Consider the following 25,338-nt stretch of genomic DNA (forward strand, 5'->3'; position numbering starts at 1 on the left):
CCCCCCCTGCGGTCTTGATGATAAGTGCTTTAACCGGACATCATATTAGATCAAGTTCGGATAAATATTTATTAATAAAGACTGATGCAAAGACGCAAGAAGTTTTAAATAATAAGTAATTAACCGGACTTAGAATTATATAGCGCTCTTATATCTGATAAGGTATATCTTCACCAGTATTAGGAAACGCTATATTATGAGCTAGAGATAATTTTTAGGATGGTAGTCCGATTTCTTTAGGTGTTGCCACCCCAGTTTAATTGGGTTCATTAGGGTTTGTGCTAGCCTCGAAAGTAATATATATAACTCAGTTTGCTCCATGCACAAAACCTTATTCATCCAAATATCTCCGGTAATCGCACATAATTTCAGCATCTCTATTCTTCTTGTTTATGCAGTCGTGGTATTGGGTCTTGTTTTCTCTTATGGCTCTTCCTGGCCCGTCTCCAATTGGGTTGTAGACAAAAATTATGTATAAATAAGAACCTTATCATACAACCCAATGCCATACTTTTAACTACTACCGATTTTCGTATGCTCCTCTATCGGGTGCATAACCCGACACACGAGGATTACCTAGAAAATCGGTTGTCAAACTACTCCACTTTAAACCACTATTAATTGCCGGACTTGTTGATTTCAATCTAAAGTCACGAGCCGAGGCATTAACAAACTGTGGATCTGCAATCATATCGTGAGATCCTGTAATGTTGATCGTCGAATTATTGGAATAAACATTGTAGTTATAACTGACGTTGACATTTTTCATATTGCTATTCACAGCATTACCAGGAGAAGCATACATGATGTTATTGAAAATTTTGACATCAGAGGAATAACCCGCATAAATTTCGCCCTTTGCCTTTTTTTTAACTTCTGGACTTTGCTGATTCAAATATGCCGTGTTGTTGATAATATCGATATGCTGACTATCATGGGCATGAATACCTGAACCGCCATTCTTGTAGGTGATGTTGTTAGCAACTAAAATCCGTCCTCTATATCCTTTTGAAACATCAACAATAATGCCATTACCGTCTGTGATCTTTCCGGCTTTAAACCAAGGAATGTACATTCGATTGTTGTAGCTCTTGTTATTGGTCACAAATATCTTGTATCCCTGCTTGTTGTCAGAACTCCAATTATCAAGCATGGAAATGCCACTGCAACCATAAACTGTGTACCAAGAGTTATTGAAAACAGTGTTATTATCCACTTTCACATAATCAGCTTGCTTTGCTGAGATACCTGCTCCTCCACAATCATGCACTTTGTTGTTCAGAATATTTATGTGATGAGAACGGCCTTTGTCTCCTGGCTCAATGCTTATGCAATTTCCGTTAGTAAGTCGATTTGATTGTGCTTCCTTGTTCTGACTTGACGCATACGCATAATCATAGTTGATATGAGCATTGTTCCCTATGACCTCCAGCCCGTTAATCTCGATATATGAAGCTCCTGTAATCGAGATACCATTCCATGTATTGTGCTGAATTTTTGGAAAATGCCCAGGATATGCTTTATATTTAATCCATGCATTTGCAGTTCCAGAACGTTTAATACCTAGTACAGCCCCATTTTTGGGTTCATTCTTGTATTCCCCGTTCATAATAAGTACCGTGTCGCCAGGATTAGTAAGGTTTGCTGCCCTTTGAAGTGTCCTAAAAGCGGATGAGGTAGAAAGCCCGCTATTTCTGTCGTTTCCGTTACTACTAACATAGTATGTTGTCGCAGTTGAAATACGACTGATCAGCTTGCGGTTAGGTAGTGGTATTTCCTGAACAGTGGATGACTGAGGAACATCTTTAAATAAAGACTCTGTTATTTTCTGTCCTTGAACCAGACCTGTTAATGCCCAGGGAAGTACAAGAGATGCGCTCAAACTGAGAAAACCGAAACCATGAATCATCATAGGGAAAAATAGGGTATGTTGCAAAAACTCAATCGTTAATGGTCAGTAACTCTAGCCTTAGTTAATAACCCAGTATTGGATACAGTCGTATCACTGCCACTTGTAAGTTTATACACGGTTTTATAGGTTTCAACCTGCGCATTTTTGCGTAAATATGGCTGAACCACCTTTTGAGCTTGTGTTCCAAAAAATCGCAAACATCTGATAAAATCACTGAAAAAAAATATCAGTATCCAGAGTTACCCTATTCATGAACACCAAGCAACCGTACAAAGGGCGTCATTTCCAATTCGACATCATTCTACTGTGTATACGCGGTATCTTTGGTTAAAATAGTATATCTGTCATCAATTAGTTAATTTACTTAAATAATTCTTATGATAATAAGAATCAATAAATGACTAAAAATAAGTTATAGAGTAGTATTTGCGGAATATGCTTTCTAAAATATTCTCATTATCATAAGAAATCCGAGTACCTACAATAAAGATTGCAAAAGCCTATCAATGCACATTAAGAATTTACAGTGAGATTTGTAAAGTTTACAGTGTTTCTCTATGAGTAATATTACTTAAAATTATTATAATGACGGATATATAGCAGTGGTCAAATAGCTTATAACATTGGCAAATCAGAAGAGAGCGGCTGTCAGAGCATTTATAGCAGACTTGTCCTAACCAGGATCACAGCCCCTATAAAACGCAATTTGGAAGAAGCGATGCCTTGTGGAGCGTTTGTTATGTGTAACTTGCTTTTGATTCAAGGATAGTGCAATTTTAGGGACGAAGAGGGTTGGCCAACGCCCCCAATTTGCATCTATCTCTGAAATTAGAGTCCGAAAATGTTCAGAAGATTAAGGATAATACCTAGAGGTCCAGTTATAGTGTTTATGGTATCGCCAGTCTTAGCGGAACCAGATCGGTTGACTAGCACAACATCATTATTACGGAGTATAGGATTAGTTTGCTCATTAATCCCAGCGGAGAAATCCACTTTTACTATCCGCTTAGTGACAGAACCATTAGGGTTGAGGCGAATCAAATCAACAGCCTTACTACTAGCTCTGGCATCATTAAATCCGCCAGCAGCGAGTATAGCTTGATTTAAAGAGCTATTGGGCTGAACGTCTGTTAGACCTGGTCTTTTAACTTCACCTACCACACCAACCTGAATCCGTGTAGGAGACAAAGTAGTGGTAGCTAATTGAGTAGCTTCTGCCGGGATGATTTCAGTTGCTGTCGGAATTACAATCGTATCTCCGTCTTGCACAATGATGTCTTGATTGGCATCACCACTCTGTAACAGTTGCCAAAGATTAATATCTATAGATTGTTCTGAGCCAGTTCTTGTAGGTCGGCGTAGCTTGAGATTACGCACATCAGCTTGTGCTGTAATTCCGCCAGCTAATTGAATTACCCGTGTCACATTTGGTAAACCAGTGGGGCTGGCAGTGCCACTGTTAGGGGTTGCGCCCACTTGGCTATCTGTATTACCTGGGGTGACAAGATACGAACCAGGACGGTTAACTTCACCAATAATTGTTACTGTGCGGGGTGTGGTTTGACTGGCGGCAAAGTTAGCTGCAAATATATTGCGAGATTCTGCGACGTTGAAGTTGGTTGCTGTTGGCACAACTATAGTGTCTCCATCCCGCAAGGTAATATCCTGCGATAAGTTGCCTGTTTGAATGAGTTCCTTCAAATTGAGGGTGACAGCTTGCTCTGAAGAACGTCCTATCTTACGCCGTAATTGAACTTGAGTCACATCCGCAGCTAAAGTCACCCCCTGCGCTGTTGTTAATGCGGCTAATACAGTGGGGTATTGTACACCTGGATTGTTCCCAGCGCCACCGCTCAAGCTTAGAGTGTAAGCTCCAGGACGTGTCACCTCTCCAGCAACGAAAATATTGATGGGACGAGGCGATAACAGATTGACTGAGATCAAGGGACGTTTGAGGAAGCGAGCATATCTTCTAGCTATTTCATCAGAAGCTTGTTCAGTTGTTAGCCCTAGTACGGACACACTGCCAATTAAAGGTAGGTTGATTGCTCCACCTGGGGGAATTTGGTATTCACCTGTATATTCAGGTACTTCAAATACATTTACACGGATGAGATCGCCGCCTCCCAATGAATAATTAGTATCTAATTGTGTTTGTATGATTGGTGGTTGTGTAGTTGGTGGTAATGGTTGTCCCTGAGCAAGACTGGCAGATGACACAGCGGCATTGACAGCAGTTAAAAAAGCCATACCTACAGCTGGCTGAATTAGGAATTTAGACAAACTTTTGTTAAGCATATTTACCTGAGACTCTGAAACTACAATCAATAAAGTACTGTCTAAACATTTTTATTTTGACTATACCTAAATATTCAAGTTCCCCGACACTCTTATTTTCCTAGAAAAGTGTGATTTTCCGGAGTAAATTTGTTTATTGAACTTAAATTTTTAGTGAAGTTAGCTTAAAGTTAATGTTGCTTGAATAGAGCAATATCAAAAAATATAGGATTTACGCAACTAAACCCAGTTTCTACAAGAAATTGTCTGTTAGCCAACAATCAAGTAGTGACGAATAAAGTTTTCTTGTCAAAGTTAATTTGATGATATTTAAAATCTGCGATGAGTAGTAAGGGACTACTAAAATTAGGAACAAGTTCATTAAATAAATACAAATAACCTTGAAAAGATGTCGGATTTCATTTTTTGTGGATTGTGTTGGGTAAAGAGAACTTAAAAAGGCAGAATTTGGGTTTTGTTCTTCAAGCCAGTCGACAATTTACTATTTGGCAATAAGACTAATTCAATGAGTTGTTTTTTCTTTGGATTTGTTGAATAAAAAATTCTTCTAGGGAGTGACGTGACAAGTTAATGGCGATAATTTTACCTTCCATGAGACGAAGACTGGCAAGAAAATCATAGTAATCATCTTGTAGTGTACCGTGCCAGGAACCATCAGGCTCAAATATGAGAGTGGGTATCCATTTTTTGAGAATTTCCCAGTGACCACCTTGACCTTTGACGTGATATGTGTCGCCTACGCCTAAGAGTTCATTGAGGGAACCAGAGCAAATTAGTTCACCTTGAGCGAGGATGGCAATGCGATCGCAAATCTGTTCTACTTCACTCAGAATGTGGCTATTAAAAAAAATTGTTTTACCAGCAGCTTTGAGCGCCAGAATAATTTCTCGCATTTGGTAGCGTCCCACTGGATCGAGACCAGACATCGGTTCATCCAGAAAAACTAAATCTGGCTCATTAATTAATGCCTGTGCCATACCAACACGCTGTAGCATTCCTTTGGAATAGCGACGCAGGAGCTTTTTACGGGCATCGGCTTGGGATAAACCGACTAATTCCAGTAGTTGGGGAATCCGCTGGCGTTGGACACTTTGGGGAATTTGGAATAACCCAGCAGCAAGCTGCAAAAACTCCCAACCAGTGAGATAGTCATACAAATAGGGATTTTCTGGTAGATAGCCAATATGTTGCTTAACACTGCGATCGCCTATTGGTTTACCCAACAACGATCCCCGTCCAGAGGTGGGATGAATAATTCCCAGCAATAATTTTAAAAGGGTGGTTTTACCAGCACCGTTAGGCCCCAGCAACCCAAAGGTTTCGCCTTTGTAAACTGTTAAAGAACAGTTTTTGAGAGATACTACTTTTTGATTTAGCCAAAAACCAGTGCGATAGACTTTTCGCAACTCAGAAGTTAGGACTACTGGCGGAATGTCTGTCGTATTAAGTTGAGAATTAGGGTCATCTGCAACAGACTTCATCTCGGTTAAATAACTATTTATCAGCTTGGTATTAATTAAAAATTACCCAGTAGGCTGATAATAACCATCACCAAGCTGTGTGTCAATTATCGTGAACTGAGGACTGGGGATTGGGGACTAGGAAGACAAGGGTAGAGTTTTCCCGATGCCCAATGCCCAATGCACAATATCCAATTTGACTCCTTTCATAGAACTCCCTTAGAACTGGGAATTAAGCCAGCACGTCGGGGATCAATTTCCACCGCCAGCCGCGTTGCTCTTGCAAAGGCTTTAAATGTCGCTTCAATAATGTGATGGGAATTAATACCATCCAATTGTCGAATGTGCAATGTCATTTGACTATGGTTCACCAAAGCCACAAAAAATTCTCGCACCAGTTGGGTGTCATAGGTTCCTACCCGCTGAGTAGGAATTTGCAAGCCGTAGCTGAGGTGAGGACGTCCAGAAAAGTCTAGTGCTACCTGAACTAAGGCTTCATCCAATGGTGCAAGAAAATTACCAAAGCGGACAATACCTTTTCTGTCGCCTAGTGCTTGGTTAAAAGCTTGCCCTAAAGTAATGCCTACATCTTCGTTAGTGTGATGATCGTCAATTTCCCAGTCTCCCTTGGCTTGGACATCAATATCAATCAGCCCGTGGGAGGCAATTTGATGCAACATGTGATCCAAAAACGGAATACCTGTTGCTGCTGTGCAAGTTCCTCTACCATCCAGGTTGATGGTAACTTGCACATTCGTTTCACCAGTGGTGCGGTGAACAGTGGCAATCCGAGGGGTTTCAGTTAAGCGATCGTAGTTTAAATTAATTTTGCTGATTTGCATAGGAAATTGGACATGGGGAATAGGGCATGGGGCATGGGGAATGAGAAATGGACAAGAATTTTACTAATACTCAATTCCCAATGCCCAATCCTCAATGCCCCATGCCCAAATTATCTTACATTCCCATAATTTCATATCCTGCATCTACATAGAGAATTTGTCCGGTAATGCCGCTGGACAAATCACTACACAAGAAAGCCACAGCGTTGCCTACTTCTAATTGAGTGACGGTACGTCGTAGGGGAGCTACTTCTTCTACATGATGAATCATATCCAAAATCCCACCCACTGCTGAAGATGCCAAAGTGCGGATGGGGCCTGCGGAGATGGCATTCACGCGAATATTTTGCGGACCTAGTTCAGCAGCCAGGTAACGCACACTAATTTCTAACCCCGCCTTGGCAATTCCCATGACGTTGTAGTTAGGGATTGCCCTAACACCACCTAAATATGTCAGAGTGACGATACTACCTCCCTCTGTCATCAAAGGTTTAGCTGCACCACTTAACTGCACTAGTGAGTAGGTGCTGATTTCTAAGGCGGTGTTAAAGCCAGAACGAGAGGTTTGGCTAAAATCTCCAGTTAAATCGTCTTTGCTTGCAAAGGCCAGACAATGGATCAGAATATCTAACTTTCCCCACTGTTCGCGGATTGTCTCAAAGGTAGATTTAATTTGATCTTCATCTTGGACATTACAGGGAAGAAATAAGCTGGGGTTGAGGGGTTCTACCAATTCTGCAACTTTTTTCTCCATCTTGCCGCGTTCATCCGGCAGGTAGGTGATACCCAGGTTTGCTCCGGCTTTGTGCAGTTGTTGGGCAATGCCCCAGGCGATCGAGCGGTTATTGGCAATACCTGTAACAAGGGCATTTTTTGCAGTCAGATTTAGCATAGAAATTGTTAATGCGATCGATCATTAGGAGCATACTAGAATCTGAGGCACGTTTTGTCTTTGTTTTATACAGGATTGACAAAAATGAATATTGCTAACGGTGTTTACTGTGAGAAAAATCTTGATTTTTTATAAAGATATTCTCAAGATATCTTTATTTGTTCTTCAAAAAACCTTTTGAATACAGCTATTGGAACTACTTATCAACAATTAGTAGCTGAAAGGATCAACAATTATGTATCATTATAAACAAAGAGTTATGAAGAGATTTGTTTGAGTATAGGAAAGTACAGAAAGGTTGACGGTGCTTTATTCATTTTTCGGGTGTATTCTTAGGTAATCAGTTTTTGTTTTTCCGGCATTGGGTAGGGGAAGGGAGATGATCGTGACACAAGATAAAGCCCTAGCAAATGTTTTTCGTCAGATGGCGACCGGGGCGTTTCCGCCAGTTGTGGAAACGTTTGAACGCAATAAAACGATCTTTTTTCCTGGCGATCCTGCCGAACGAGTTTATTTTCTTTTGAAAGGTGCTGTTAAACTTTCCAGGGTGTACGAGGCAGGAGAGGAAATAACGGTAGCGTTGCTGCGGGAAAACAGTGTTTTTGGTGTATTGTCATTGCTGACAGGAAATAAGTCGGATCGGTTTTACCATGCGGTTGCATTTACTCCTGTGGAATTACTGTCAGCACCAATTGAACAGGTAGAGCTAGCACTCAAGGAAAATCCAGAATTATCAATGTTAATGCTGCGAGGTCTGTCTTCGCGAATTTTACAAACAGAGATGATGATTGAAACTCTCGCTCACCGAGATATGGGTTCTAGGTTAGTGAGTTTTTTGTTAATTCTTTGTCGAGATTTTGGCGTTCCTTGTGCAGATGGGATCACAATTGATTTGAAGTTATCTCATCAAGCGATCGCAGAAGCAATTGGTTCAACTCGTGTTACTGTCACCAGGCTACTGGGAGATTTGCGTGAAAAAAAGATGATTTCTATTCACAAAAAGAAGATTACTGTGCATAAACCTGTTACCTTAAGTAGGCAATTCACATAAAAACAATTGGAGAAAGGGGAGTCGGCGCGTGTTGTATTTTGAAAGATGACACTAATAGCTAGAGGTAAATCTAAAATTGAATAATTTCAGCTATTGCCAATTTCCACTTCTCCACAGACAATGCTTAAAAGTAGTAGGCTGTATCTGGAAGGATTTCGGTAGCTAAAGATGACCACCGGATACATCCTCATCGCAGCAATTTTGATTCTGGGAGGCGTAATTGCCACCGTGGGCGATCGCATCGGCACACGAGTTGGCAAAGCCCGCCTCTCACTTTTTAAGCTCCGTCCGAAAAACACTGCTGTACTAGTAACAATTTTTACTGGTGGTTTGATTTCAGCATCAACTTTAGGGATTTTATTCGCTGCCGACGAAGGCTTGCGAAAAGGAGTCTTTGAGTTAGAGGATATTCAAACAGACCTTAGACAGAAGCGGGAACAGCTAAAAACCGCAGAAACTCAGAAAAGTCAGGTAGAGAGTGAGCTAAACCAAGCAAGAATTGCCCAAGCAAAGGCACAACAAGACTTGCAGGCAATTAATCAATCCTTGCAGGCGGCAAATGCCAAACAGAGGCAAACACAAGCTCAGTTGAACCGCACAATTAGTCAGCAAGCCCAAACCCAAACTCAACTCCAACGCACTCAAGGTCAGCTAGATCGGGTGGTAACTCAATACCAAAAAGCCATAGCTGAATTGCAAAGTGTTTACGACCAGAGAAAGGCACTACAGGCGGCAGTTGAACTACTGAAGACAGAACGTCAAAGACTGTATGCCGAAGCGAAAAAAGCCATTGACGAAGCTAAAACAGCAATTGAAAAACGCGATCGCGAACTTGCTAACCGTCAAGAAGCCATAGAACAGCGCGATCAAAAAATTGCCCAACTGGATCAACTAATTCAAAAACGTAATGTAGAAATTACAGCACGAGAGCAAGTGATTGCCAAACGAGAATCGCGCCTCAAAGAATTGGAAGCACAACAGGAGGAACTAGAACAGGAAGTTGCCAGGCTGGAAAAATATTATCAGTCCTACCGCGACCTGCGTTTGGGTAAGCTGGCCTTAGTTCGCGGTCAAGTTCTGTCCGCTGCTGTCATTCGTGTTACTCAACCTGCTGCTGCTCGTCAGGCAGTGGTACAACTTTTACAAGAAGCCAATCGCAACGCCAACCTTGAATTAAGCGAACCTGGTGCAAATCCTGCAAATGTAGAGCTACTGCGTGTGACCCAGGATAGAGTCGATCAATTGAGCAAGCAGATTGGCGATGGTAAAGAATACGTCGTGCGAATTTTCTCTGCTGGTAATTACGTCAGGGGAGAAAAGCAGATAGAATTTTTCGCGGATACAGCCCAGAATCAACTAGTTTTTTCAGGAGGCGCGGTGCTAGCTACGACTACTGCTGATTCCAAAACCATGACATCTTATCAGTTACAGCAGCGCCTAGAAATACTGATTTCTGCTTCCCAATTTCGTGCCCGTAATGCCGGAATTGTCGAAAATGTCCAAGTAGAAGGGACTTTTCTGCGCTTTGTCAGCCAACTAAGACAGTATAATCAACCCTTGGAGATCAAAGCGATCGCAGCAGAGGATACTTATACAGCCGGGCCATTGAGAGTAAAATTGGTGGCAATAGTTAACGGAAAAATTATTTTTAGTACTTAAAAAATTATTTGTACGCTGTTATTAGTAAGATTTAAATATATTGAACAGCAGCCAAAATAGTTGCTGTAGCTGGATTTTTTATTTAGCAGACACGACGCGAACATTTCTAATTTTTAATTTTTAATTTATTATGAATTTCCGTGAATTTTCACCAACGCAACCAGTCATCTTGGGGTTTGATCCAGGTCGAGATAAATGTGGTTTAGCGGTGATGGGACTGGATCGGCAACTGCATTATCATCAGGTCGTGCTAGCAAAAGAGGCGATCGCTACCATTGAGACACTGCGTCAAAGGTTTCCGATCTCTTTGATGGTCATGGGCGACCAAACTACAGCCAAACAGTGGAGAGAGAAATTATATCAAGAATTGACAGAACCCCTGAGCATTATTTTAGTGGATGAGCGCTACACAACCTTAGAAGCACGCGATCGCTATTGGCAAATGTTCCCGCCCAAAGGGTTAATAAAGCTATTGCCACAGGGTCTACGACAGCCACCAAGACCCATAGATGACATTGTTGCCATCCTTTTAATCGAAAGATACTTAAATCGCCTCACTGAATCAGCAGCCAGCCAATTTTAAATTTTTTCTTCAATCCAAAATCTAAAATCCAAAATCCAAAATTGAATAACTCCTAAGTTTTAAAGTTCCGCCCGAATCGTAAAAGCATAGTCTCCTCCAGGCTCTAGCTGGTAATCTTGTTGCTCTAAGAATCGACCGAGGGGTTCTTTGATCAAGGCGCGACCTTGGGAAGGCTTGACGGCAAGTTCTCCCCGGCGAAAATGCCACTGGAAATGCCACTCAAACTCACCTGCACTCACTTCGCCCTCAAGGAAGCCGTGTTGCCAGGATTGGCGGGTAATTCTGACATGGGCAATGGTTTCTGGCAGACGTTTTGCACTCACAATGCTTTATGCCAAGTGTGGAATAACAGCCGATGATGTAGGCTATTTATTTTATTTACCAAACATATCTTAATTAAACAAACTGACAAAGTGGGTATTTGTAGTTGACTAGGTTGTGTTTATGAGCAAAACTACTTCACTATCCTGAAGCCGCACCACCGATAGGTAAGCAAGCTACGCGTAGCGTCTTTTAGACAAGGGTTAGTGAGTCTTCCTTCGAGGGTCACAGCTAGTCGTAGAGATTGGAAAATAAATCAAACGAGAAATGCTAATTTTTTCGTTGCTTCTAGCGATCGCACTTCAACTACTGGCACATTTGAGCAATCGTTTCCATTCGCAACGTGAAGCAGTCTCTACCGTCAATAATCAAATTAGCAGTCTTCAACCCTCCTGTCACAATTGCGTCATTGAAGGTTTTAGTTGCGAAGCCCACAGTATATCTATACCGCAAGATAGCTGTTTTTTGAATCTATATGTACTGTAAAAGTTGGGCAAAAGTATCTGGGGTATACAATAAATTAAAAACTACAGATAAAAAGGTTTCGTGACTTACGTATAGACCCTTGTACGATCAGGCAGTGTTGCAAGAACAACTATGTCGAACAGCAACGTTTAGAAAAACAGGGGGAATGTCTGGTGGGGTCTTCAGAATAAACTAAAAAAGCGGCTTTTTATAAGTTAGTAGTACTAAGTGCATTTTCAGAAATAACTTTATAGATTTTGGTATTTTTTTTGTTTTTACTGCCTAAATAATTTGTCAATAATGATTTAGGTATAACTATTATTTATTACTATTTGTCTAATGCTCGATTCCCTAACTCAAGTCAGATGTGCGCTTACTATTAAAACCGATATTATATATATTAAATGTAAATTTCAGTTTACGTAATGAGGTAAGTAATGGCAATTAAATTGAAAGTTCCGGATATTAAAGGTGATGAGTGCGCCAAGAAAATAACTAAATCTATTCTGACTATGGAATCTGATGCCAAAGTAGACGTGAACGTTGATACTAAAACTGTAACTGTAGATGCTGCGGCTTCTGAAGAGTCAATTAAACAGATGGTTCAATCTGCTGGTTATACTATAGAGGGCTATTAATTAAATTTCTAAATTTTCTAATAAATTTAGATGAAATGATTTAGCCAACACAATTGCTTAATGATATTTACGTCCGTTTTACGGGCGTAGATATTAATAACTTACTCTACTTCATCGCAAATATTCCTCCTTTTACAGCAGGGCAAACCTGAATGAAAGTTAAATTCGTCAAGAAGCAATCGAATATAACTTTCAGAAAATTAAATGCTAACTCTCGTATTAATAATCATTATTAGGTAGAAATTAGAGGCAACCGACGGTTGTCTGTCAAATAACGTGGTATTCCCACGCCTAGCCAAAAAAGAATTATATTCACTTATCCTCAAGTCTAAGTACTAGGGAGGATTTATGAGGAATAACGAACTGATAGATAATTGGGGCAGAAAGCTATAGCTAGAAGCATGGAAACCAAACAGCTAGGAAAAACTGGTATTTTTGCGAGTGCAATTGGTTTGGGTGGTATGCCCATGTCAATTTCTAATCGCCCTCCAGAATCACAATCAATCCAAGTTATTCATCGTGCCTTGGATTTGGGTATTAGATTTATTGACACTGCCGATTCTTACTGCAAAGATGAGTCAGATAAGCACCACAATGAGCGGCTAATTCACAAGGCACTTAGTAGTTACAAAGCTGATGTTAGCCAAGTGATTGTAGCAACTAAGGGCGGGTTGATGCGTCCCGATGGCAACTGGACAAGCAACGGCAACCCAGAACATTTGCGCCAAACAATTCGAGACAGTTTTGAGGCGTTGGGTGGTGCTAAACCCATCGATGTTTGGCAATATCATTCTCCCGATACTAATTACACCATTGAAGAATCCCTTACACCAGTTAAAGAAGCAGTAGAGGCTGGTTTGATTCGGTTTGTGGGAGTTTCTAATTTTTCCGTTGAACAAATTAAGCGGGCGCGGGATGTAGTGGATATTGTCTCGGTGCAGAATCAATACAGCCCTTGGCAACGACAGCCAGAAAATGACGGCGTATTGAAGTATTGCGAACAGCAAGGATTGACCTTTTTACCTTGGAGTCCCTTTGGTGGTAGGCGTCGCCATCAGGACTTGCAAGATATTTCTGCGATCGCTAAATTAGCTAAAGAAAAAGGCGTATCGGTGTATAATATCGTTTTGGCGTGGTTGCGTTCCAAGTCGCCTGCTATTTTGCCAATTCCTGGTGCTAGCAAAGTTTCGAGCATTGAAGATTCGGCAAAAGCTATCAATGTGAAACTATCTGATGAAGAAGTGCAAAAAATTGATCGGGCAACTTAATCATTCGGCGTTGCTAATTAAATGTATAAATCTGGGTGTAAAGACGTTGCATTACGACGTCTTTACAAATATTTTTACATCACGCAAAATCATTTTCATACCTGAATTTAGCAACACCAATTATTCCACTCGCTAACGTAGATGTGGTAGAGGTTGCCTATAAAAAAAGACATGATATTAGAAACACACCGCTTGCTAATGCGTGATTTTGTAGAGACAGACTGGCAAGCGGTTTTTGCCTATCAATCAAATCCTTTGTACTTGCGTTACAACTACTGAACACACCGCACACAGAAGGATGTTTGCGAGTTTATCCAGATGTTTATCGATCAGCAAAAAGAGCAACCAAGAACAAAATTTCAGTTAGCTATTATCCTCAAAGAAGAAAATCAGCTTATTGGCAATTGTGCCATCCGTGTAAATGATCTGGAAATGCGAGAAGCAAATATCGGCTATGAACTAAACACTCAATATTGGGGACAAGGTTATGCAACAGAAGCAGCACAAGCCATTTTAAAGTTTGGCTTTGAAGAACTGGAAATGCATCGGATCTGGTCTTGGTGTATTGCAGAGAATGTTGCTTCTATAAAGGTATTAGAAAAAATTGGTATGCGTCGTGAAGGTCATCTGCAAGAAAAAGAGTTAATCAAAGGCAGATGGTACGACAACTTTCTTTACGCGATCCTTGAGCATGAGTGGAAAGCGAACTAATATTGCTTCTATGAGCTACCTCAGAGACAATATCATAAATTACTGAGAAATTGAGGATAAGACAAGTTCAGAGGGTCGCACAGATGACCAACACTATCCTCAATTTCCAAACAGCTATCGGACACAAAGTATTAGCAGCAACGGATAAAAAATATCTGCGTTCTGGTGGACGAATAGCTACAGATAAATTATTTCAATGGGCAAACATTTCAGCCTGGAGGATTATCAGCCTTTCTTTACGGTTCCTAATCCCAAAATACTATAATCTGGTGTTTTTTTCTTGATATTTGCTAATGCACCTGATGCTTTAAAAGCTGAAGAAAACCTGACTTTTTTGCTCACCCTCTCTGAGAAAGTCGCAGAGAATAATTAGTTATTTATGGAGTCTGAAAAAATGCGATTGCTACTTTTAACTTTTGCCCAAAATCTAAGTTTTTCTGAAATTCAGTTAGAAAAAATACTCTCACAACCTTTAACTGAAGTTCTTACTTTACCGGGATTGCAACAAGAATTAAACAGCTTAGATACCAATTTACTTAAGAAAAGCTTGCCGAGAGCAGGAGGAATTTTAGCTAAGGAATTACCACCTTTTTATAACTGGCTAAAAAATGAGTTGGGAGTAAAGCGGGTTCCTGATAGTCCCGATCACACAACAACATGGGTAATTGGTTTCCTCCATAATCAAAAAAGTTTAACTCATTTAGTTGAGTTACACCGTCCAGTACCTCGTCTGGCTTTAGAAGCTTCTATTCCCCGCTTGGTAGAGATATTTGAAGGTGTCGAAGATGTGCAAGTTCGGCAGGAATGGCAAAAAGCGATCGCGGCTCTATGTCTAGTTTTAGTTGTTGCTGCACGCCAACAAGATAGAGTAGGTGTAGCAATGTAAATTACTGTTCTTTGCGTGTAAGGGCGCACAGCTGTGTGCCCCTACTAATCTATATCTCCAGAAGCGATCGCATCTAATTTATCAGCATCAAGTATTATAATCGTCCCACCACGGCGATAAGCAATTACTGACTTGAGACTTTTAATTAATCGCACGCATTCTTCGTAAGTAATGCCACTACTTCGAGCCATCCGATAATAAGATAATTTTATTTTTAAACATTCGCCTTGGGAACTAGATTCAGTTCCAGATTCGGCAGCAAAATATTGTATTAATCTGGCAAGGCGAACAATAGCTCTTTCAGAAACTAATCCGTGGACTGTTTCATGTAATTGCTGAATCCGACTGTTAAAAATCATCAGCATTTGTAAGGCAATTTCCGGATTTTGACCAATAGCTTTTAATAAAGCATCTCGCTTTACAGTGATAATTTCACAATCAGATTCAGCAGTGATAGTTGCCGGAGAAATTCCATTTCCCAACAAAGCCGGAGCCGCAAAAATTTCCCCAGCAGCTAAGGCGCGGAGAATTGTTTCTTTTCCCGTTGTTGCTGTTTTGGTAACTTGGATTGATCCACTAACAACAGCGTAGAGTTTTGCTGGTAAGCGATCGCCTTCATGGAGAATAATCTCCCCTTTGCGATAGCCTTGTACCTGAGTGTCAGGTTGCAAACCGATCTTCTCTGCTGTTTCTAAACCCGCAAACACAAGAATTTGCGAAAGTTGTTCCAGAGATGCCTGCATGATTAGCCCGATATTGCCCAAGCTGGACGATGATCAATCCAAGGGTTAGCCGCTTCTAATTGTGCTGCTAGGCTGATGATTGTGGCTTCAGCGGCAGGTTTACCAATTAGCTGCACGCTCATGGGTAAACCCTTACTGTCAAAGCCCACAGGAATTGCGATCGCAGGTTGTCCAGTTGCATTCGCAGGTGGACAAGGGGCAACCCACTCAATAATATTTTGGAATGTCTCTTCTAGACTCAGTGAAGCCCATTCCCCAATGCGGATGGGTGAATGTAAATAAACTGGCAATACCAGCACATCAACGGTATCGAAAAACGCCACAATTTGACGTGCCACTACCTGCATTTGGGAAACTGCTTGCAAATACTGGGCAACAGAACCTGTACGTGCAAATAACCAGCGATTCAATGGTTGCAAGGCTTCAACAGGAAGTCCTGATGCAGCTACCCCAGCTTGCCAAACGATTTGAAATGGTTCAACTAAACCACTAAAATCTGGAGATTTTTGTTCAACGTGATGGCCGAGTTGTTCTAATAACTGGACTGTTTGGCGGACACCTTGCTGACAGTTCGCGTCAGCTTCTCCCAAAGGAGAAATGCTAGTGTCAAAGGCAATTCGCAAAGCACCAAGTTTTGTCTGAGTGGCAGCGAGAAATGATGGTTCGGGATCTGGCAACCAGTAAGGATCGCCTGTCATGTACCCAGAGATGGCATCCAAAAGGGCAGCAGCATCAGCTACAGTGCGGGCGATTGGCCCGTTGACGGCAATTCCAGCGAGGCGTTCGCCTACGGGTGCTTTACTTACCCTGCCTCTAGATGGCTTAATTCCTACCAAACCACAACAAGCCGCAGGTCCCCGAATCGAACCACCGCCATCAGAACCTTGAGCGATCGCACACAATCCCGCTGCTACTGCGGCCGCTGCGCCACCACTGGAACCGCCAGGGGTGTATTCTAAATTCCACGGATTTCTGGCTGGGGGAAAACCCATAGGTTCGCTGTATGGAAATGAACCTAATTCGGAAGTCGCTGTTTTACCAAGAATAGTAAATCCAGCTTGCTTAATCCGCGTTACAACGCCATCATCATAGTTAGGGATATTGTTCAGTAATGCTGGATTTCCATAAGTACAGGTAACACCTGCTACAGCATTGAGGTCTTTAATGGAAATCGGCACGCCAAAAAATGGCGGTAGTTCTGAGGTAGTTGTCAATAATTCTGTTTTGGCTTTGGCATCTGCGATCGCTAATTCTGCCGTCACCGTAAAATAACTTCCTAATTGGGGATTTAATTGCCCAATCCGTTCTAAATATATTTCTACCAACTCTAGCGGTGATATTTCCCGACGACGAATCAATTGCGCCAACTCTAGTGCTGGGGTAAATGCTAAATCAACTTCATTCATAGGTTAGTGAATGGATAATTTTGTCTTTCTCTGGGATTTTTAAACTGAAATTGTTACTTTAGCAGGATTTCGGGGAACTATACATTTTATAGCTCCTGAGATTTGTGACTCATTTAGGATGCTCAGATGGAATAGGCGTGCTTATGTTCTTACTCAAGCCATTTTAATTGTTTCGCATAAACTTTCGACAAATCCCTAAAGGGTATTTATGGCTAACCTAGAAATACTTGTTAGTGAATTGCCAAGACTGATTCAGAGTTTAAAACTGACTATTGGCGATTCTAATGAAATCATGCAACAAATTATCCCGATCAATAATGCTCAAGAACAGCTACGGAATATAAAAAAATTAATCGCTCAGGAATTGAGATTTGAGAGCGTTAAAAATTCCGCGATCGCTACACTTCCTCGATTAATCACAGGAACTACTTTATTTATACCTAGTGTAGGATTAGTAGATCCAGTCATAGCAGAAAAATTTGGTAACTCAGAAACGAAAATTTCATTGACTGATTTACAATTAAAAATTGATTCTTGGATTGAATGGGGTTATTTTTTGCAAGCAATAGCGGCTGATATTCTCAGTGATATTCAATTAGTAAATCAACTAAACTCTGATATTAGTCATCTAAGCATATCCAATGAACTTGAAATACTTAATGAAAAATTAAAAATTAACTTAGATTTTTACAAATATAATCTATTAACACATCAACTTCAAAAAGTTAGTGATTATCAAAAACAACTATTACAGTTACAACAAAAATTAAATCATATTTTTAACACTATTAAAAATAGTCGCAGTTTATTAAATATTTTATTAGGTGTATCAGCTTTTTATGGTAAATCTGGTTTCGCTTTAGAGTGGTTAGATGATGACCACGAATTAATCATATCGAGTGAGGAAAAGTTTCAAGAATTGACAGATATTCTCAATGATTGTGATTTTTTCCAAGAACAAATTGCTACTTTGATTGTGCAATGTGACACTTTAAACCAACAGGGAGAACAAGCCCTAAAAAAAATTGAACAGGAAAGTAGTGAAGAAACAATTAATGGTCAAGAAGTAGAAATAGTACCGAAGTTTTCTACACCAAAAATAGTAAGTTTAGCTTTGATTATAGCCTCAAGTTTATTACTCTTAACTTTTGGTGGTTGGAAAATTAGAGAACAAAATCTAAGTTTAACTCAAGAAAAAAGTGCTTATGCTAAGTTTAAATCTGCTCAAAAACTTGGTATGGAAGCTGCTTCTCTGGTTCAAAAGCCACCACATCCTTTAAAAGTCTGGCAACAAGCAGAAACTAAATGGTATCAGGCAATAGACTTGTTAGATACTATTCCTCATGAGACATCAGTTTATGACCGGGCAAAAAAGAAATTGGCTTACTATCAAATTAACTATAAATTTATTAGTCAAAGAGCGTTAATTGAAAAGAAAGCCTTAGAAAACTTAGAATCAGCCCAAAAGCTTGCAGCAGAAGCTAATTTCTTTGTTCAAAATTTACCTCATTCACAACTAAGTCGGCAGCAAGCAAAAGATAAATGGCAGCAAGCCATTAATTTATTAGAAGCTATTCCAGAAAGTACATCTGTCTCTGTACAAGCTAAAGAGATGCTTACTATTTATAAAATTAATTATGCAGCTACTAGTCAGCAGTTTTAAATCATTTGTGAAAAATTAGATAGGATTACTCTTACCTTATCCGTGATAGATTGCTTCCTCCAGCATAATTTTACCTAACTCCATAAGCCGGATAAGATAGGATTTGAATCTCCATTGGTATTAATATTCTCTCTGCTTATCTCCGCGAACCTACATTACAGGAATGCGAAGCGCCTATGCTTTAAAAAATAAAGAGGTAAATCGCCCTCTTTCGACGCTTCACCTCTTAACAATAGATAATTACAACTAACAATTACACCTTAGAACGGTCAGTCAAAATCTCATAACCAGTCTCCGTTACCAAAACTGTATGCTCAAACTGAGCTGACAAAGAATTATCCATAGTGACTGCTGTCCAACGGTCAGATAATGTCCGTGTGTGTCTGGAACCCGCATTTAAAATTGGCTCAATTGCCAGCGTCATCCCCGCCCGAAGTTTAACATTTGGCATCTCGCGGGTACGATAGTTAAATACTGAAGGTTCTTCATGTAGGTTACGGCCGACACCGTGTCCAGTGAATTCTTCGACTATACTAAAGCCGTTAGATTTCACATGATCTTCAATTGCTCCAGCTAAGTCAAGTAGGTATACACCAGCCTTAACTTGCTCAATGCCTTTATATAAAGCTTCTTCTGCTACACGAATTAATTTAGCAGCTTCTTGCGTCACTTCACCGACAGCAATTGAAATACAAGAATCACCATGAAAGCCTTGATAATAAGCGCCCGTATCTACTTTTAATACATCCCCGACGCGGATAACTTTCTTGGGGCTAGGAATGCCATGTACTGCTTCATTGTTAATGCTGGAGCAAATAGAACCTGGAAAACCGTGATATCCTTTAAAACTTGGTGTTGCACCCATTTCGCGGATGCGCTTTTCTGCATAAGCATCCAAATCAGCTGTTGTCATTCCTGGCTTTACTAGCTCGGAAATTTCTTTGAGGACAGTGGCCACAATTATGGCTGATTGCCGCATGATTTCAATTTCACGCGGTGATTTAATTTCAATTCCTCGGCGCTGTTTTTTCGATGTTGCAGGCTGAGTTGTTTGAGGAAGTAAGTTACTGAAAATGTTCATAAGAAATTAATAATTACTGGTGGCTCTGCCGCTGAACTATCAATGCTTTCTCTAGATTACTTGAGAAATAATATCTATAATTTAAGTTATTTTAATCGCTGATAGGGATTCTTCTATTTTGGGCGCTAATGTATATAGAATAACATATTTGCATACTCCTAATATGTTGGACTTGAATCAAAAACGCCCTAAGTTATTTTTCACCATACACTATGGGAGTTAGTACAGTTTTGTCTAAAATGAGGGATTTTAGTTCGTTAGCCGAATTACCTAAGCTAACTGTAATTTATCTAGCTGGTTGCTTGAGCAAATCGCCAGACACATTCGCCGCGATTGCTGGAGTAGCAGCAATGAAATATTAGAGCTAGGAGCAGCGCTAATATCACTTAGCTCTGCCGTCATATTTTTACCTAAATAGGAGTTGGGAAAGTAAAAGATTTAATTACAATTTCGTAAAAATGGTGATAAATTTTCATCACTAGTTTTCAAAAGGCAATACTGATGAGCAGGAACAATTTATAGATAGCGGGAAAAACGACTTTACCCATTCTTTATATTATCCATGCTTAGTGCCCATCTCTACCTAATGCTTTTCTCTGCTGACACAGATGGTCCAGCAGTAACGACTACGATTTTATCTGAGTGGAGTAACTCACGAGCCGCTTGATTCACTTGGGTAAGGGTGACTTTCTGGATTTTATCAGTGAAGGAGTGCAATTCTACTTTATCTAGCCCGTAGACTTCATTCATCAGAATTCTATCTGTTAATTCCTCTGGGTTTGCCAGGGAAACGTTGTAATTGCTGATGAGAGTGCGTTTAGCTGTTTCTACTTCTAGTACAGTTACACCTTGTTGATGGATTTGCTGTAGTATTTGACAGGTGCTAGCGATCGCTTTACTGCTATCTTCAGGACTAGTCTGCATCTCAATCAAAAATGTCCCTACATTCTTAAGAGCTTGGAAGGAGCTATAAATTCCATAGCTCAAACCTTGGCGATCGCGCACTTCTGCACCTAGTCTACTAGATAAGGTATCGCCTCCCAAAATCTGGTTCAATACTAAGGCTGCATGAAATCGAGGATCGTAACGGTTAATGCCTGTGTAACCCATATAAGTTACAGCTTGGGTTTTATCTGGTAAAACTGGGTTGACACTAACGATTTTCTCCGGCATTGCCACCGTGGGATATTTTAATGTGGGTGCTTTTCCGTTAACTTCCCAATCGCCAAACTTATTTTTAATCAGCGATCGCACTTTGTCTAGATCAAAATCTCCCACCAGCGCTAGCACTGTTGTATCTGGACGATAATGTTTAGCTTTGAAATCAATCACATCCTGGCGCTGAATCTGCTGTAAACTTTCGTCTGTGGGAAAAGTATGTAAGGGATGTTTTTTCGGATAAATTGACTGAACAAATACTCTTCTGGCTACTTCTGATGGCTCATCTAATTCCAGTTGCAGTTCGGTTAAAGTTTGTTGGCGATGCAATTCCAACTCTTTGACTGGAAAGTTACTATTTTTTACAACATCTGCCAATATCTCTAGGAGTATCGGCAAATCCTCTGCTAAACTATCACCTTCGATATGCACACCTTCACGGTAGGCTTGAAAGTCTAGACTTGCCCCTCGTTCTCCTAAGACTTTAGCAATAGTAAAGACATCCTTGCTATTAGTGCCATTGAGCAAATTATCTGCCACAAAAGCAGCTAATCCAGCTTTATTCTCTAGATCGAATTCTGTCCCAGCTTGAATATAACCGCTCAAGGTTACGGTGGGAGTACTCCGATCGGGTAACAGTAATATCCGCAGTCCGTTGGTAAATTTAAATTCATCAGGTAAGACTTGGGCAATCGCATCTGTAGCCAAATCCACAGGCGGTAAGTACTTTATCACCTCAGAAAAAAGTACGGGTGCGCCAGGAGAGAAGTTTTCTGTAGTTTGGGCTGAGTCTGGTTTGTCAGCAACCTCTGTTATCCGCTTCTGAGTTGGTTCAAAAAAGCCAACTGTCCGCGCTTCTTTTGTCAGGTATTTGTTAATCACAGCAACGACATCAGCCGACTTCACTAGACGGACAGCAGCCAAATAGCGGTCTGTGTAGCTATAATCACCAACAGTTGTCTCATCAGTACCCAACCGCATTGCTTGAGAGGTGATATCACGGTTACTCAAAATTACATCTGCTGTTAATTGAGTTTTGGCTCGTTCTACTTCCTCAGATGTCACACCTTTTTCTGCTACATTGGCGATCGCGCTACTCAACATTAAGTCAATTTTTTTCAAATCTTGTTTAGAACCAGCCGTTACCAACACTTCATACCAACCAGATTCTCGCAAACTGGTGACGGATGCTGTAACTTCACTAGCTAAACCTGATTCCACCAATGCCTGATAAAGTCTAGAATTCCGTCCTTCTGTCAAAATGTAATCCATTACATCCAGCGCCGGGACATCCGGTTGATTTGCATCCGGTAGCGGATACACAACTTGTAACAGCTGCCCTGCTCCCGGTTCTCGCAATACTATGGGAGTGCTGAGTGCTGTTAGCGGTAGCGGGGCGTTTAGCCCGTGCTGAGTGCTAAGTGATGGAGAAATAACTCCTGCCTCCTGCCCCCTGCCCCCTGCCTCCTGCCTCGGTAATTTGCCAAATACTTCTTTAATTGTTTCGAGGGTGTTTGCAGTTTGAAAATCTCCAACAATCACTAAGACGGCATTATCGGGACTGTAAAAATTACGGTAATATTTTTCTACCTGCTCAACTTCAAATTTTTCGACATCAGCTTTGGTGCCACCTACAGGCAACCCGTAAGCATGATTGGGAAACACCGCCTGCATGACGGCGCGGTTCAGGCGATATTCTGGACTATTTTCGTAACCCTGCAACTCCGAAATTACTACCCGCTTTTCACTCGCTAATTGCTCCGGCTCAATCTGAGAATTTCGCATTCTGTCTGCTTCCAGCACCAAGAGCGCTTTCAGCTTGTTTCGTTCCACAGTACTGTAATATGCAGTTTGGTCATAACTAGTAAAAGCATTGGAATCACTACCCAAAGCACCAAACAAACGTCCAAATTGAATTGGACGATTTAAAGTACCTTTAAACATCATGTGTTCCAACTGGTGGGCAATGCCATTCACACCCGGTTCTTCGTTGCGTGAGCCAACCTTGTACCACACCTGCACCGTCACCACTGGCGCAGTATGCACTTCCTTTGTCAGGACAGTTAGACCATTCTCTAGCACTGTCTTGCGGACATTTTCTGTCAGTGTTGAGGGCATTATTCTTTTTGCTAGCAAGGTTGACTGATATTTTTCTTTGTTAGATATAACTGGATGTTGGCTATGAGCCGGTCGATCGCTCAACAAAAAAACAGCTACTAGCCATAAACTTAAAAGTAATAACGGCAAGGGATATTTATAAAATTTGGAATAAAATTTGGAAAATCCATACATGTATTTAGCAGATATATCTGTAAATTAAGTTACATAGTTATTTTGGAGAGTGACTACACTTTAATCTGGCAAAAAAATCTGTGACTTCGGTAACAATACAGAAAAACAATATATTAGCAGTAAAGGTCATAAAAAAGCTAAATTATGGGAGTTTTGCTAAAACCCGAATGAATTCCAGAGGTAAGCCATCCGTATCGGCGATGAAAGCCACTTCGTAAATGCGATCGCCTATTTGCTGTTGTGTCGGTTCTAAAAGCACCTTCAACGGTTCTAATCCTTCGGTTTGGCTCTCAGCAGCTATAAATGCACGTTCTTGTAAATTTGTCAACCAGCTAGGTAAATCTGATGTAATTTCAGTTAAATCGAACGAGAGATGATAATATCCCACATAATGTTCGTCAGCAAACGCATCTGGGGCTGGTTTTGGTTCGGGAATTTGGATCAGTTCAATTCTGCCGCCCAATCCTTCCATCCAGCAGGCTAGGGTGTAGCCTGTAGTAAAGCGTTCTGAGATTGTAAACCCTAAAAGTTCGTAGAAAGCGATCGCTCGATGAATATTCGCAGTCCGAATAGAAGCGTGGTGCATAATTTGTCCTTTGTCAGTTGTCATTAGTCATTTGTCAAATGACCAATGACCAATGACCAATGACCATTATTCAAACAACCTGAAATAAGGGTAGCGTACAGGGACACCAGGCTCTTTTTCCAAGTCAAAATTAATTACTTCCCAACAGGCATCATCTGAAGTATCGGGGCTAAACTCCACAGGTAAACCGTACAATCGCGCAGCAGTAGCTTCTGGTTGTTCAGAACGCCAAGGGGTGCTGCGTTCCAAGTAGCTACTCATCAATTCCTGATAGCGTCGAGCAATAATCACTCGTGTTGCTCGAAAGCCTTGGTTATAGAGCTTATCTAATGCTTCGTGAATTTCAAAGCGAATACCATCAGGATGAGTATGTTGTCTATACCATTCATTATTCCACCTCCGCCAATGACGCCCCGATTGCAAATGGATTAACTCTCCATTTTTAGGATTAGCTTCAAACGCGCCATGACGAGAACACAAATAGGTATCTGTTAGTGTCAACGCCGGAATAGTCTGGCGACAATGGGGACACTGTATTTCCGGCCCAAACATCGGGTACTGCAAACCTGGATTCATCATGAAGTGCGTACAAACATAATTTTGTCTTCACTAGCACTAGTGGGTTGGATTATACACTTCGGCTCAACCACTTTGGGTTACTTGCTCGCTGCTGCATAGAGACGGTGTTGCGGCAGGAACATTGTTCACTAGTGTTTTCCTCAGCGTAGAGGCTTGACGCTGTGATATCCTGGTTGTGCAACCAGCCTCAAAGGTTGGAGTTTCTCCAGTGTTCCTGGGTACCATATTTATATTCTATCGTGTCTACCGCTTCTTACTGGACATCTCCTGATTTTTCTCAAGCTGCGTTCATTGCAGCCAATGCTGTTGTTATCGGTTCGGTAAATATAGCAGCAGAAGTGAGCATTTGGTATGGAGCAGTGGTTAGGGGAGATGTAGAACGGATTGAAATTGGCAAATGCACAAATATTCAGGATGGTGCAATTTTACATTGTGATGCTGGTTTTCCAACAATCTTAGAAGATCATGTTACCGTAGGGCATCGCGCTGTAGTACATTCTGCCTACATTGAGCGTGGAAGTTTGATTGGCATTGGCGCAGTGGTTTTAGATGGAGTACGAGTGGGCACTGGTACCATTATTGGTGCTGGCGCAGTGGTAACTAAAAATGTACCGCCTTTGTCGCTAGTTGTCGGTATTCCTGGTAAAGTATTACGCCAACTAACAGACGTTGAAGCCGCAGAACTGATTGAACACGCTAAACGTTACCAAAAGTTAGCTTTAGTTCATGCTGGTAAGGGTACTGATATTGGTTTTAGCAAGGCTTAGGGAGTGGGAAGTGGGGAGATAGGGGAGCAGAGGAACAGGAGGGAAATGCCCAATGCCCCATAATTTAAACATTCTTT

21 protein-coding genes and 1 pseudogene are annotated in these 25,338 nt (G+C 41.0%); 10 read left to right on the forward strand and 12 right to left on the reverse strand.

Annotated features, from left to right (window positions below; genetic code table 11):
* Nucleotides 1–520: 520 nt before the first annotated feature.
* The 5 genes from NLP_RS22875 to fabI all read right to left on the reverse strand — a co-directional run bounded on the left by NLP_RS22875 (nucleotide 521) and on the right by fabI (nucleotide 7,404).
* Nucleotides 521–1,936: a right-handed parallel beta-helix repeat-containing protein gene (locus tag NLP_RS22875; RefSeq protein ID WP_234017032.1), complete on the reverse strand. Its 1,416-nt coding sequence runs from the start codon at nucleotides 1,934–1,936 to the stop codon at nucleotides 521–523.
* 804 nt (nucleotides 1,937–2,740) lie between these two features.
* Nucleotides 2,741–4,210: an SLBB domain-containing protein gene (locus tag NLP_RS22880; protein WP_104908362.1), complete on the reverse strand. Its 1,470-nt coding sequence runs from the start codon at nucleotides 4,208–4,210 to the stop codon at nucleotides 2,741–2,743.
* A 497-nt stretch (nucleotides 4,211–4,707) separates the two neighbouring features.
* The gene (locus tag NLP_RS22885) at nucleotides 4,708–5,691 is read right to left on the reverse strand and encodes an ABC transporter ATP-binding protein (RefSeq protein ID WP_104908363.1); all 984 of its coding nucleotides are present in this window, start codon (nucleotides 5,689–5,691) and stop codon (nucleotides 4,708–4,710) included.
* 185 nt (nucleotides 5,692–5,876) lie between these two features.
* Nucleotides 5,877–6,512: an imidazoleglycerol-phosphate dehydratase HisB gene (gene hisB / locus NLP_RS22890; protein WP_104908364.1), complete on the reverse strand. Its 636-nt coding sequence runs from the start codon at nucleotides 6,510–6,512 to the stop codon at nucleotides 5,877–5,879.
* 115 nt (nucleotides 6,513–6,627) lie between these two features.
* Nucleotides 6,628–7,404 carry an enoyl-ACP reductase FabI gene (fabI, locus tag NLP_RS22895; protein WP_104908365.1) on the reverse strand — a complete coding sequence of 259 codons (777 nt, stop codon included), beginning with the start codon at nucleotides 7,402–7,404 and terminating at the stop codon, nucleotides 6,628–6,630.
* A 379-nt stretch (nucleotides 7,405–7,783) separates the two neighbouring features.
* On the opposite strand from fabI, the gene ntcA reads away from it, so the two are divergent.
* The 3 genes from ntcA to NLP_RS22910 all read left to right on the forward strand — a co-directional run bounded on the left by ntcA (nucleotide 7,784) and on the right by NLP_RS22910 (nucleotide 10,697).
* The gene (gene ntcA, locus NLP_RS22900) at nucleotides 7,784–8,455 is read left to right on the forward strand and encodes a global nitrogen regulator NtcA (RefSeq protein WP_094347373.1); all 672 of its coding nucleotides are present in this window, start codon (nucleotides 7,784–7,786) and stop codon (nucleotides 8,453–8,455) included.
* A 168-nt stretch (nucleotides 8,456–8,623) separates the two neighbouring features.
* Nucleotides 8,624–10,114: a DUF3084 domain-containing protein gene (locus NLP_RS22905; protein ID WP_104908366.1), complete on the forward strand. Its 1,491-nt coding sequence runs from the start codon at nucleotides 8,624–8,626 to the stop codon at nucleotides 10,112–10,114.
* Between the two features lie 130 nt (nucleotides 10,115–10,244).
* Complete coding sequence (locus tag NLP_RS22910; RefSeq protein WP_104908367.1) at nucleotides 10,245–10,697, forward strand: Holliday junction resolvase RuvX; 453 nt, start codon at nucleotides 10,245–10,247, stop codon at nucleotides 10,695–10,697.
* 59 nt (nucleotides 10,698–10,756) lie between these two features.
* Here the strand turns inward: NLP_RS22910 and NLP_RS22915 are convergent, their stop codons facing one another.
* Nucleotides 10,757–11,020, reverse strand: a complete 264-nt coding sequence (locus NLP_RS22915; RefSeq protein ID WP_069070640.1) for a DUF3146 family protein — start codon at nucleotides 11,018–11,020, stop codon at nucleotides 10,757–10,759.
* A gap of 900 nt (nucleotides 11,021–11,920) precedes the next feature.
* Here NLP_RS22915 and NLP_RS22920 point away from each other — a divergent pair.
* From NLP_RS22920 to NLP_RS22945, 5 genes and pseudogenes are all read left to right on the forward strand, one after another.
* On the forward strand, nucleotides 11,921–12,121 hold the full coding sequence (locus tag NLP_RS22920) for a heavy-metal-associated domain-containing protein (RefSeq protein ID WP_104908368.1): 201 nt from the start codon (nucleotides 11,921–11,923) through the stop codon (nucleotides 12,119–12,121).
* 401 nt (nucleotides 12,122–12,522) lie between these two features.
* Complete coding sequence (locus tag NLP_RS22925; protein WP_104908369.1) at nucleotides 12,523–13,389, forward strand: aldo/keto reductase; 867 nt, start codon at nucleotides 12,523–12,525, stop codon at nucleotides 13,387–13,389.
* 300 nt (nucleotides 13,390–13,689) lie between these two features.
* Nucleotides 13,690–14,100 (forward strand): annotated as a pseudogene (locus NLP_RS22930) (GNAT family N-acetyltransferase); the annotation flags it as partial.
* Nucleotides 14,101–14,183: 83 nt separating this feature from the next.
* Nucleotides 14,184–14,384 (forward strand): hypothetical protein, encoded by a 201-nt coding sequence (locus tag NLP_RS35135; RefSeq protein WP_234017033.1) that lies wholly within the window; start codon nucleotides 14,184–14,186, stop codon nucleotides 14,382–14,384.
* Nucleotides 14,385–14,494: 110 nt separating this feature from the next.
* Entirely contained in the window at nucleotides 14,495–14,986 is a 492-nt protein-coding gene (locus tag NLP_RS22945; protein ID WP_104909987.1) for a hypothetical protein, read from the forward strand.
* Nucleotides 14,987–15,030: 44 nt separating this feature from the next.
* Here NLP_RS22945 and NLP_RS22950 read toward each other — a convergent pair whose 3' ends face one another.
* Together NLP_RS22950 and NLP_RS22955 are read right to left on the reverse strand one after the other, a co-directional pair.
* Nucleotides 15,031–15,729: a Crp/Fnr family transcriptional regulator gene (locus NLP_RS22950; protein WP_104908370.1), complete on the reverse strand. Its 699-nt coding sequence runs from the start codon at nucleotides 15,727–15,729 to the stop codon at nucleotides 15,031–15,033.
* A gap of 2 nt (nucleotides 15,730–15,731) precedes the next feature.
* Complete coding sequence (locus tag NLP_RS22955; protein ID WP_104908371.1) at nucleotides 15,732–17,135, reverse strand: amidase; 1,404 nt, start codon at nucleotides 17,133–17,135, stop codon at nucleotides 15,732–15,734.
* A 208-nt stretch (nucleotides 17,136–17,343) separates the two neighbouring features.
* On the opposite strand from NLP_RS22955, the gene NLP_RS22960 reads away from it, so the two are divergent.
* Nucleotides 17,344–18,798, forward strand: coding sequence for a hypothetical protein (locus NLP_RS22960; protein WP_104908372.1), 1,455 nt, complete (start codon nucleotides 17,344–17,346; stop codon nucleotides 18,796–18,798).
* Between the two features lie 253 nt (nucleotides 18,799–19,051).
* On the opposite strand, the gene map is transcribed toward NLP_RS22960, so the two are convergent.
* From map to NLP_RS22985, 4 genes are all read right to left on the reverse strand, one after another.
* Entirely contained in the window at nucleotides 19,052–19,879 is an 828-nt protein-coding gene (gene map / locus NLP_RS22965; protein WP_104908373.1) for a type I methionyl aminopeptidase, read from the reverse strand.
* A 579-nt stretch (nucleotides 19,880–20,458) separates the two neighbouring features.
* Entirely contained in the window at nucleotides 20,459–23,329 is a 2,871-nt protein-coding gene (locus NLP_RS22975; protein WP_104908374.1) for a M16 family metallopeptidase, read from the reverse strand.
* Nucleotides 23,330–23,471: 142 nt separating this feature from the next.
* Nucleotides 23,472–23,915 (reverse strand): VOC family protein, encoded by a 444-nt coding sequence (locus tag NLP_RS22980; protein ID WP_104909988.1) that lies wholly within the window; start codon nucleotides 23,913–23,915, stop codon nucleotides 23,472–23,474.
* Nucleotides 23,916–23,981: 66 nt separating this feature from the next.
* Nucleotides 23,982–24,491 (reverse strand): TIGR02652 family protein, encoded by a 510-nt coding sequence (locus tag NLP_RS22985; RefSeq protein ID WP_442946672.1) that lies wholly within the window; start codon nucleotides 24,489–24,491, stop codon nucleotides 23,982–23,984.
* A 242-nt stretch (nucleotides 24,492–24,733) separates the two neighbouring features.
* On the opposite strand from NLP_RS22985, the gene NLP_RS22995 reads away from it, so the two are divergent.
* Nucleotides 24,734–25,261, forward strand: a complete 528-nt coding sequence (locus tag NLP_RS22995; RefSeq protein ID WP_104908376.1) for a gamma carbonic anhydrase family protein — start codon at nucleotides 24,734–24,736, stop codon at nucleotides 25,259–25,261.
* Nucleotides 25,262–25,338 lie beyond the last annotated feature (77 nt).

The sequence above is a fragment of the Nostoc sp. 'Lobaria pulmonaria (5183) cyanobiont' genome, from assembly GCF_002949795.1.
GTDB lineage: Bacteria > Cyanobacteriota > Cyanobacteriia > Cyanobacteriales > Nostocaceae > Nostoc.

What these genes read in the sequence shown, in the direction of transcription:
- NLP_RS22925 (WP_104908369.1), top strand. Translation starts at nt 12,523, where the DNA reads ATGGAAACCAAACAGCTAGGAAAAACTGGTATTTTTGCGAGTGCAATT.
- hisB (WP_104908364.1), bottom strand. Translation starts at nt 6,512, where the DNA reads ATGCAAATCAGCAAAATTAATTTAAACTACGATCGCTTAACTGAAACC.
- NLP_RS22980 (WP_104909988.1), bottom strand. Translation starts at nt 23,915, where the DNA reads ATGCACCACGCTTCTATTCGGACTGCGAATATTCATCGAGCGATCGCT.
- NLP_RS22905 (WP_104908366.1), top strand. Translation starts at nt 8,624, where the DNA reads ATGACCACCGGATACATCCTCATCGCAGCAATTTTGATTCTGGGAGGC.
- NLP_RS22975 (WP_104908374.1), bottom strand. Translation starts at nt 23,329, where the DNA reads ATGTATGGATTTTCCAAATTTTATTCCAAATTTTATAAATATCCCTTG.
- NLP_RS22960 (WP_104908372.1), top strand. Translation starts at nt 17,344, where the DNA reads ATGGCTAACCTAGAAATACTTGTTAGTGAATTGCCAAGACTGATTCAG.
- NLP_RS22945 (WP_104909987.1), top strand. Translation starts at nt 14,495, where the DNA reads ATGCGATTGCTACTTTTAACTTTTGCCCAAAATCTAAGTTTTTCTGAA.
- fabI (WP_104908365.1), bottom strand. Translation starts at nt 7,404, where the DNA reads ATGCTAAATCTGACTGCAAAAAATGCCCTTGTTACAGGTATTGCCAAT.
- NLP_RS22910 (WP_104908367.1), top strand. Translation starts at nt 10,245, where the DNA reads ATGAATTTCCGTGAATTTTCACCAACGCAACCAGTCATCTTGGGGTTT.
- NLP_RS35135 (WP_234017033.1), top strand. Translation starts at nt 14,184, where the DNA reads ATGACCAACACTATCCTCAATTTCCAAACAGCTATCGGACACAAAGTA.
- map (WP_104908373.1), bottom strand. Translation starts at nt 19,879, where the DNA reads ATGAACATTTTCAGTAACTTACTTCCTCAAACAACTCAGCCTGCAACA.
- NLP_RS22950 (WP_104908370.1), bottom strand. Translation starts at nt 15,729, where the DNA reads ATGCAGGCATCTCTGGAACAACTTTCGCAAATTCTTGTGTTTGCGGGT.
- NLP_RS22880 (WP_104908362.1), bottom strand. Translation starts at nt 4,210, where the DNA reads ATGCTTAACAAAAGTTTGTCTAAATTCCTAATTCAGCCAGCTGTAGGT.
- NLP_RS22955 (WP_104908371.1), bottom strand. Translation starts at nt 17,135, where the DNA reads ATGAATGAAGTTGATTTAGCATTTACCCCAGCACTAGAGTTGGCGCAA.
- ntcA (WP_094347373.1), top strand. Translation starts at nt 7,784, where the DNA reads ATGATCGTGACACAAGATAAAGCCCTAGCAAATGTTTTTCGTCAGATG.
- NLP_RS22985 (WP_442946672.1), bottom strand. Translation starts at nt 24,491, where the DNA reads ATGAATCCAGGTTTGCAGTACCCGATGTTTGGGCCGGAAATACAGTGT.
- NLP_RS22920 (WP_104908368.1), top strand. Translation starts at nt 11,921, where the DNA reads ATGGCAATTAAATTGAAAGTTCCGGATATTAAAGGTGATGAGTGCGCC.
- NLP_RS22885 (WP_104908363.1), bottom strand. Translation starts at nt 5,691, where the DNA reads ATGAAGTCTGTTGCAGATGACCCTAATTCTCAACTTAATACGACAGAC.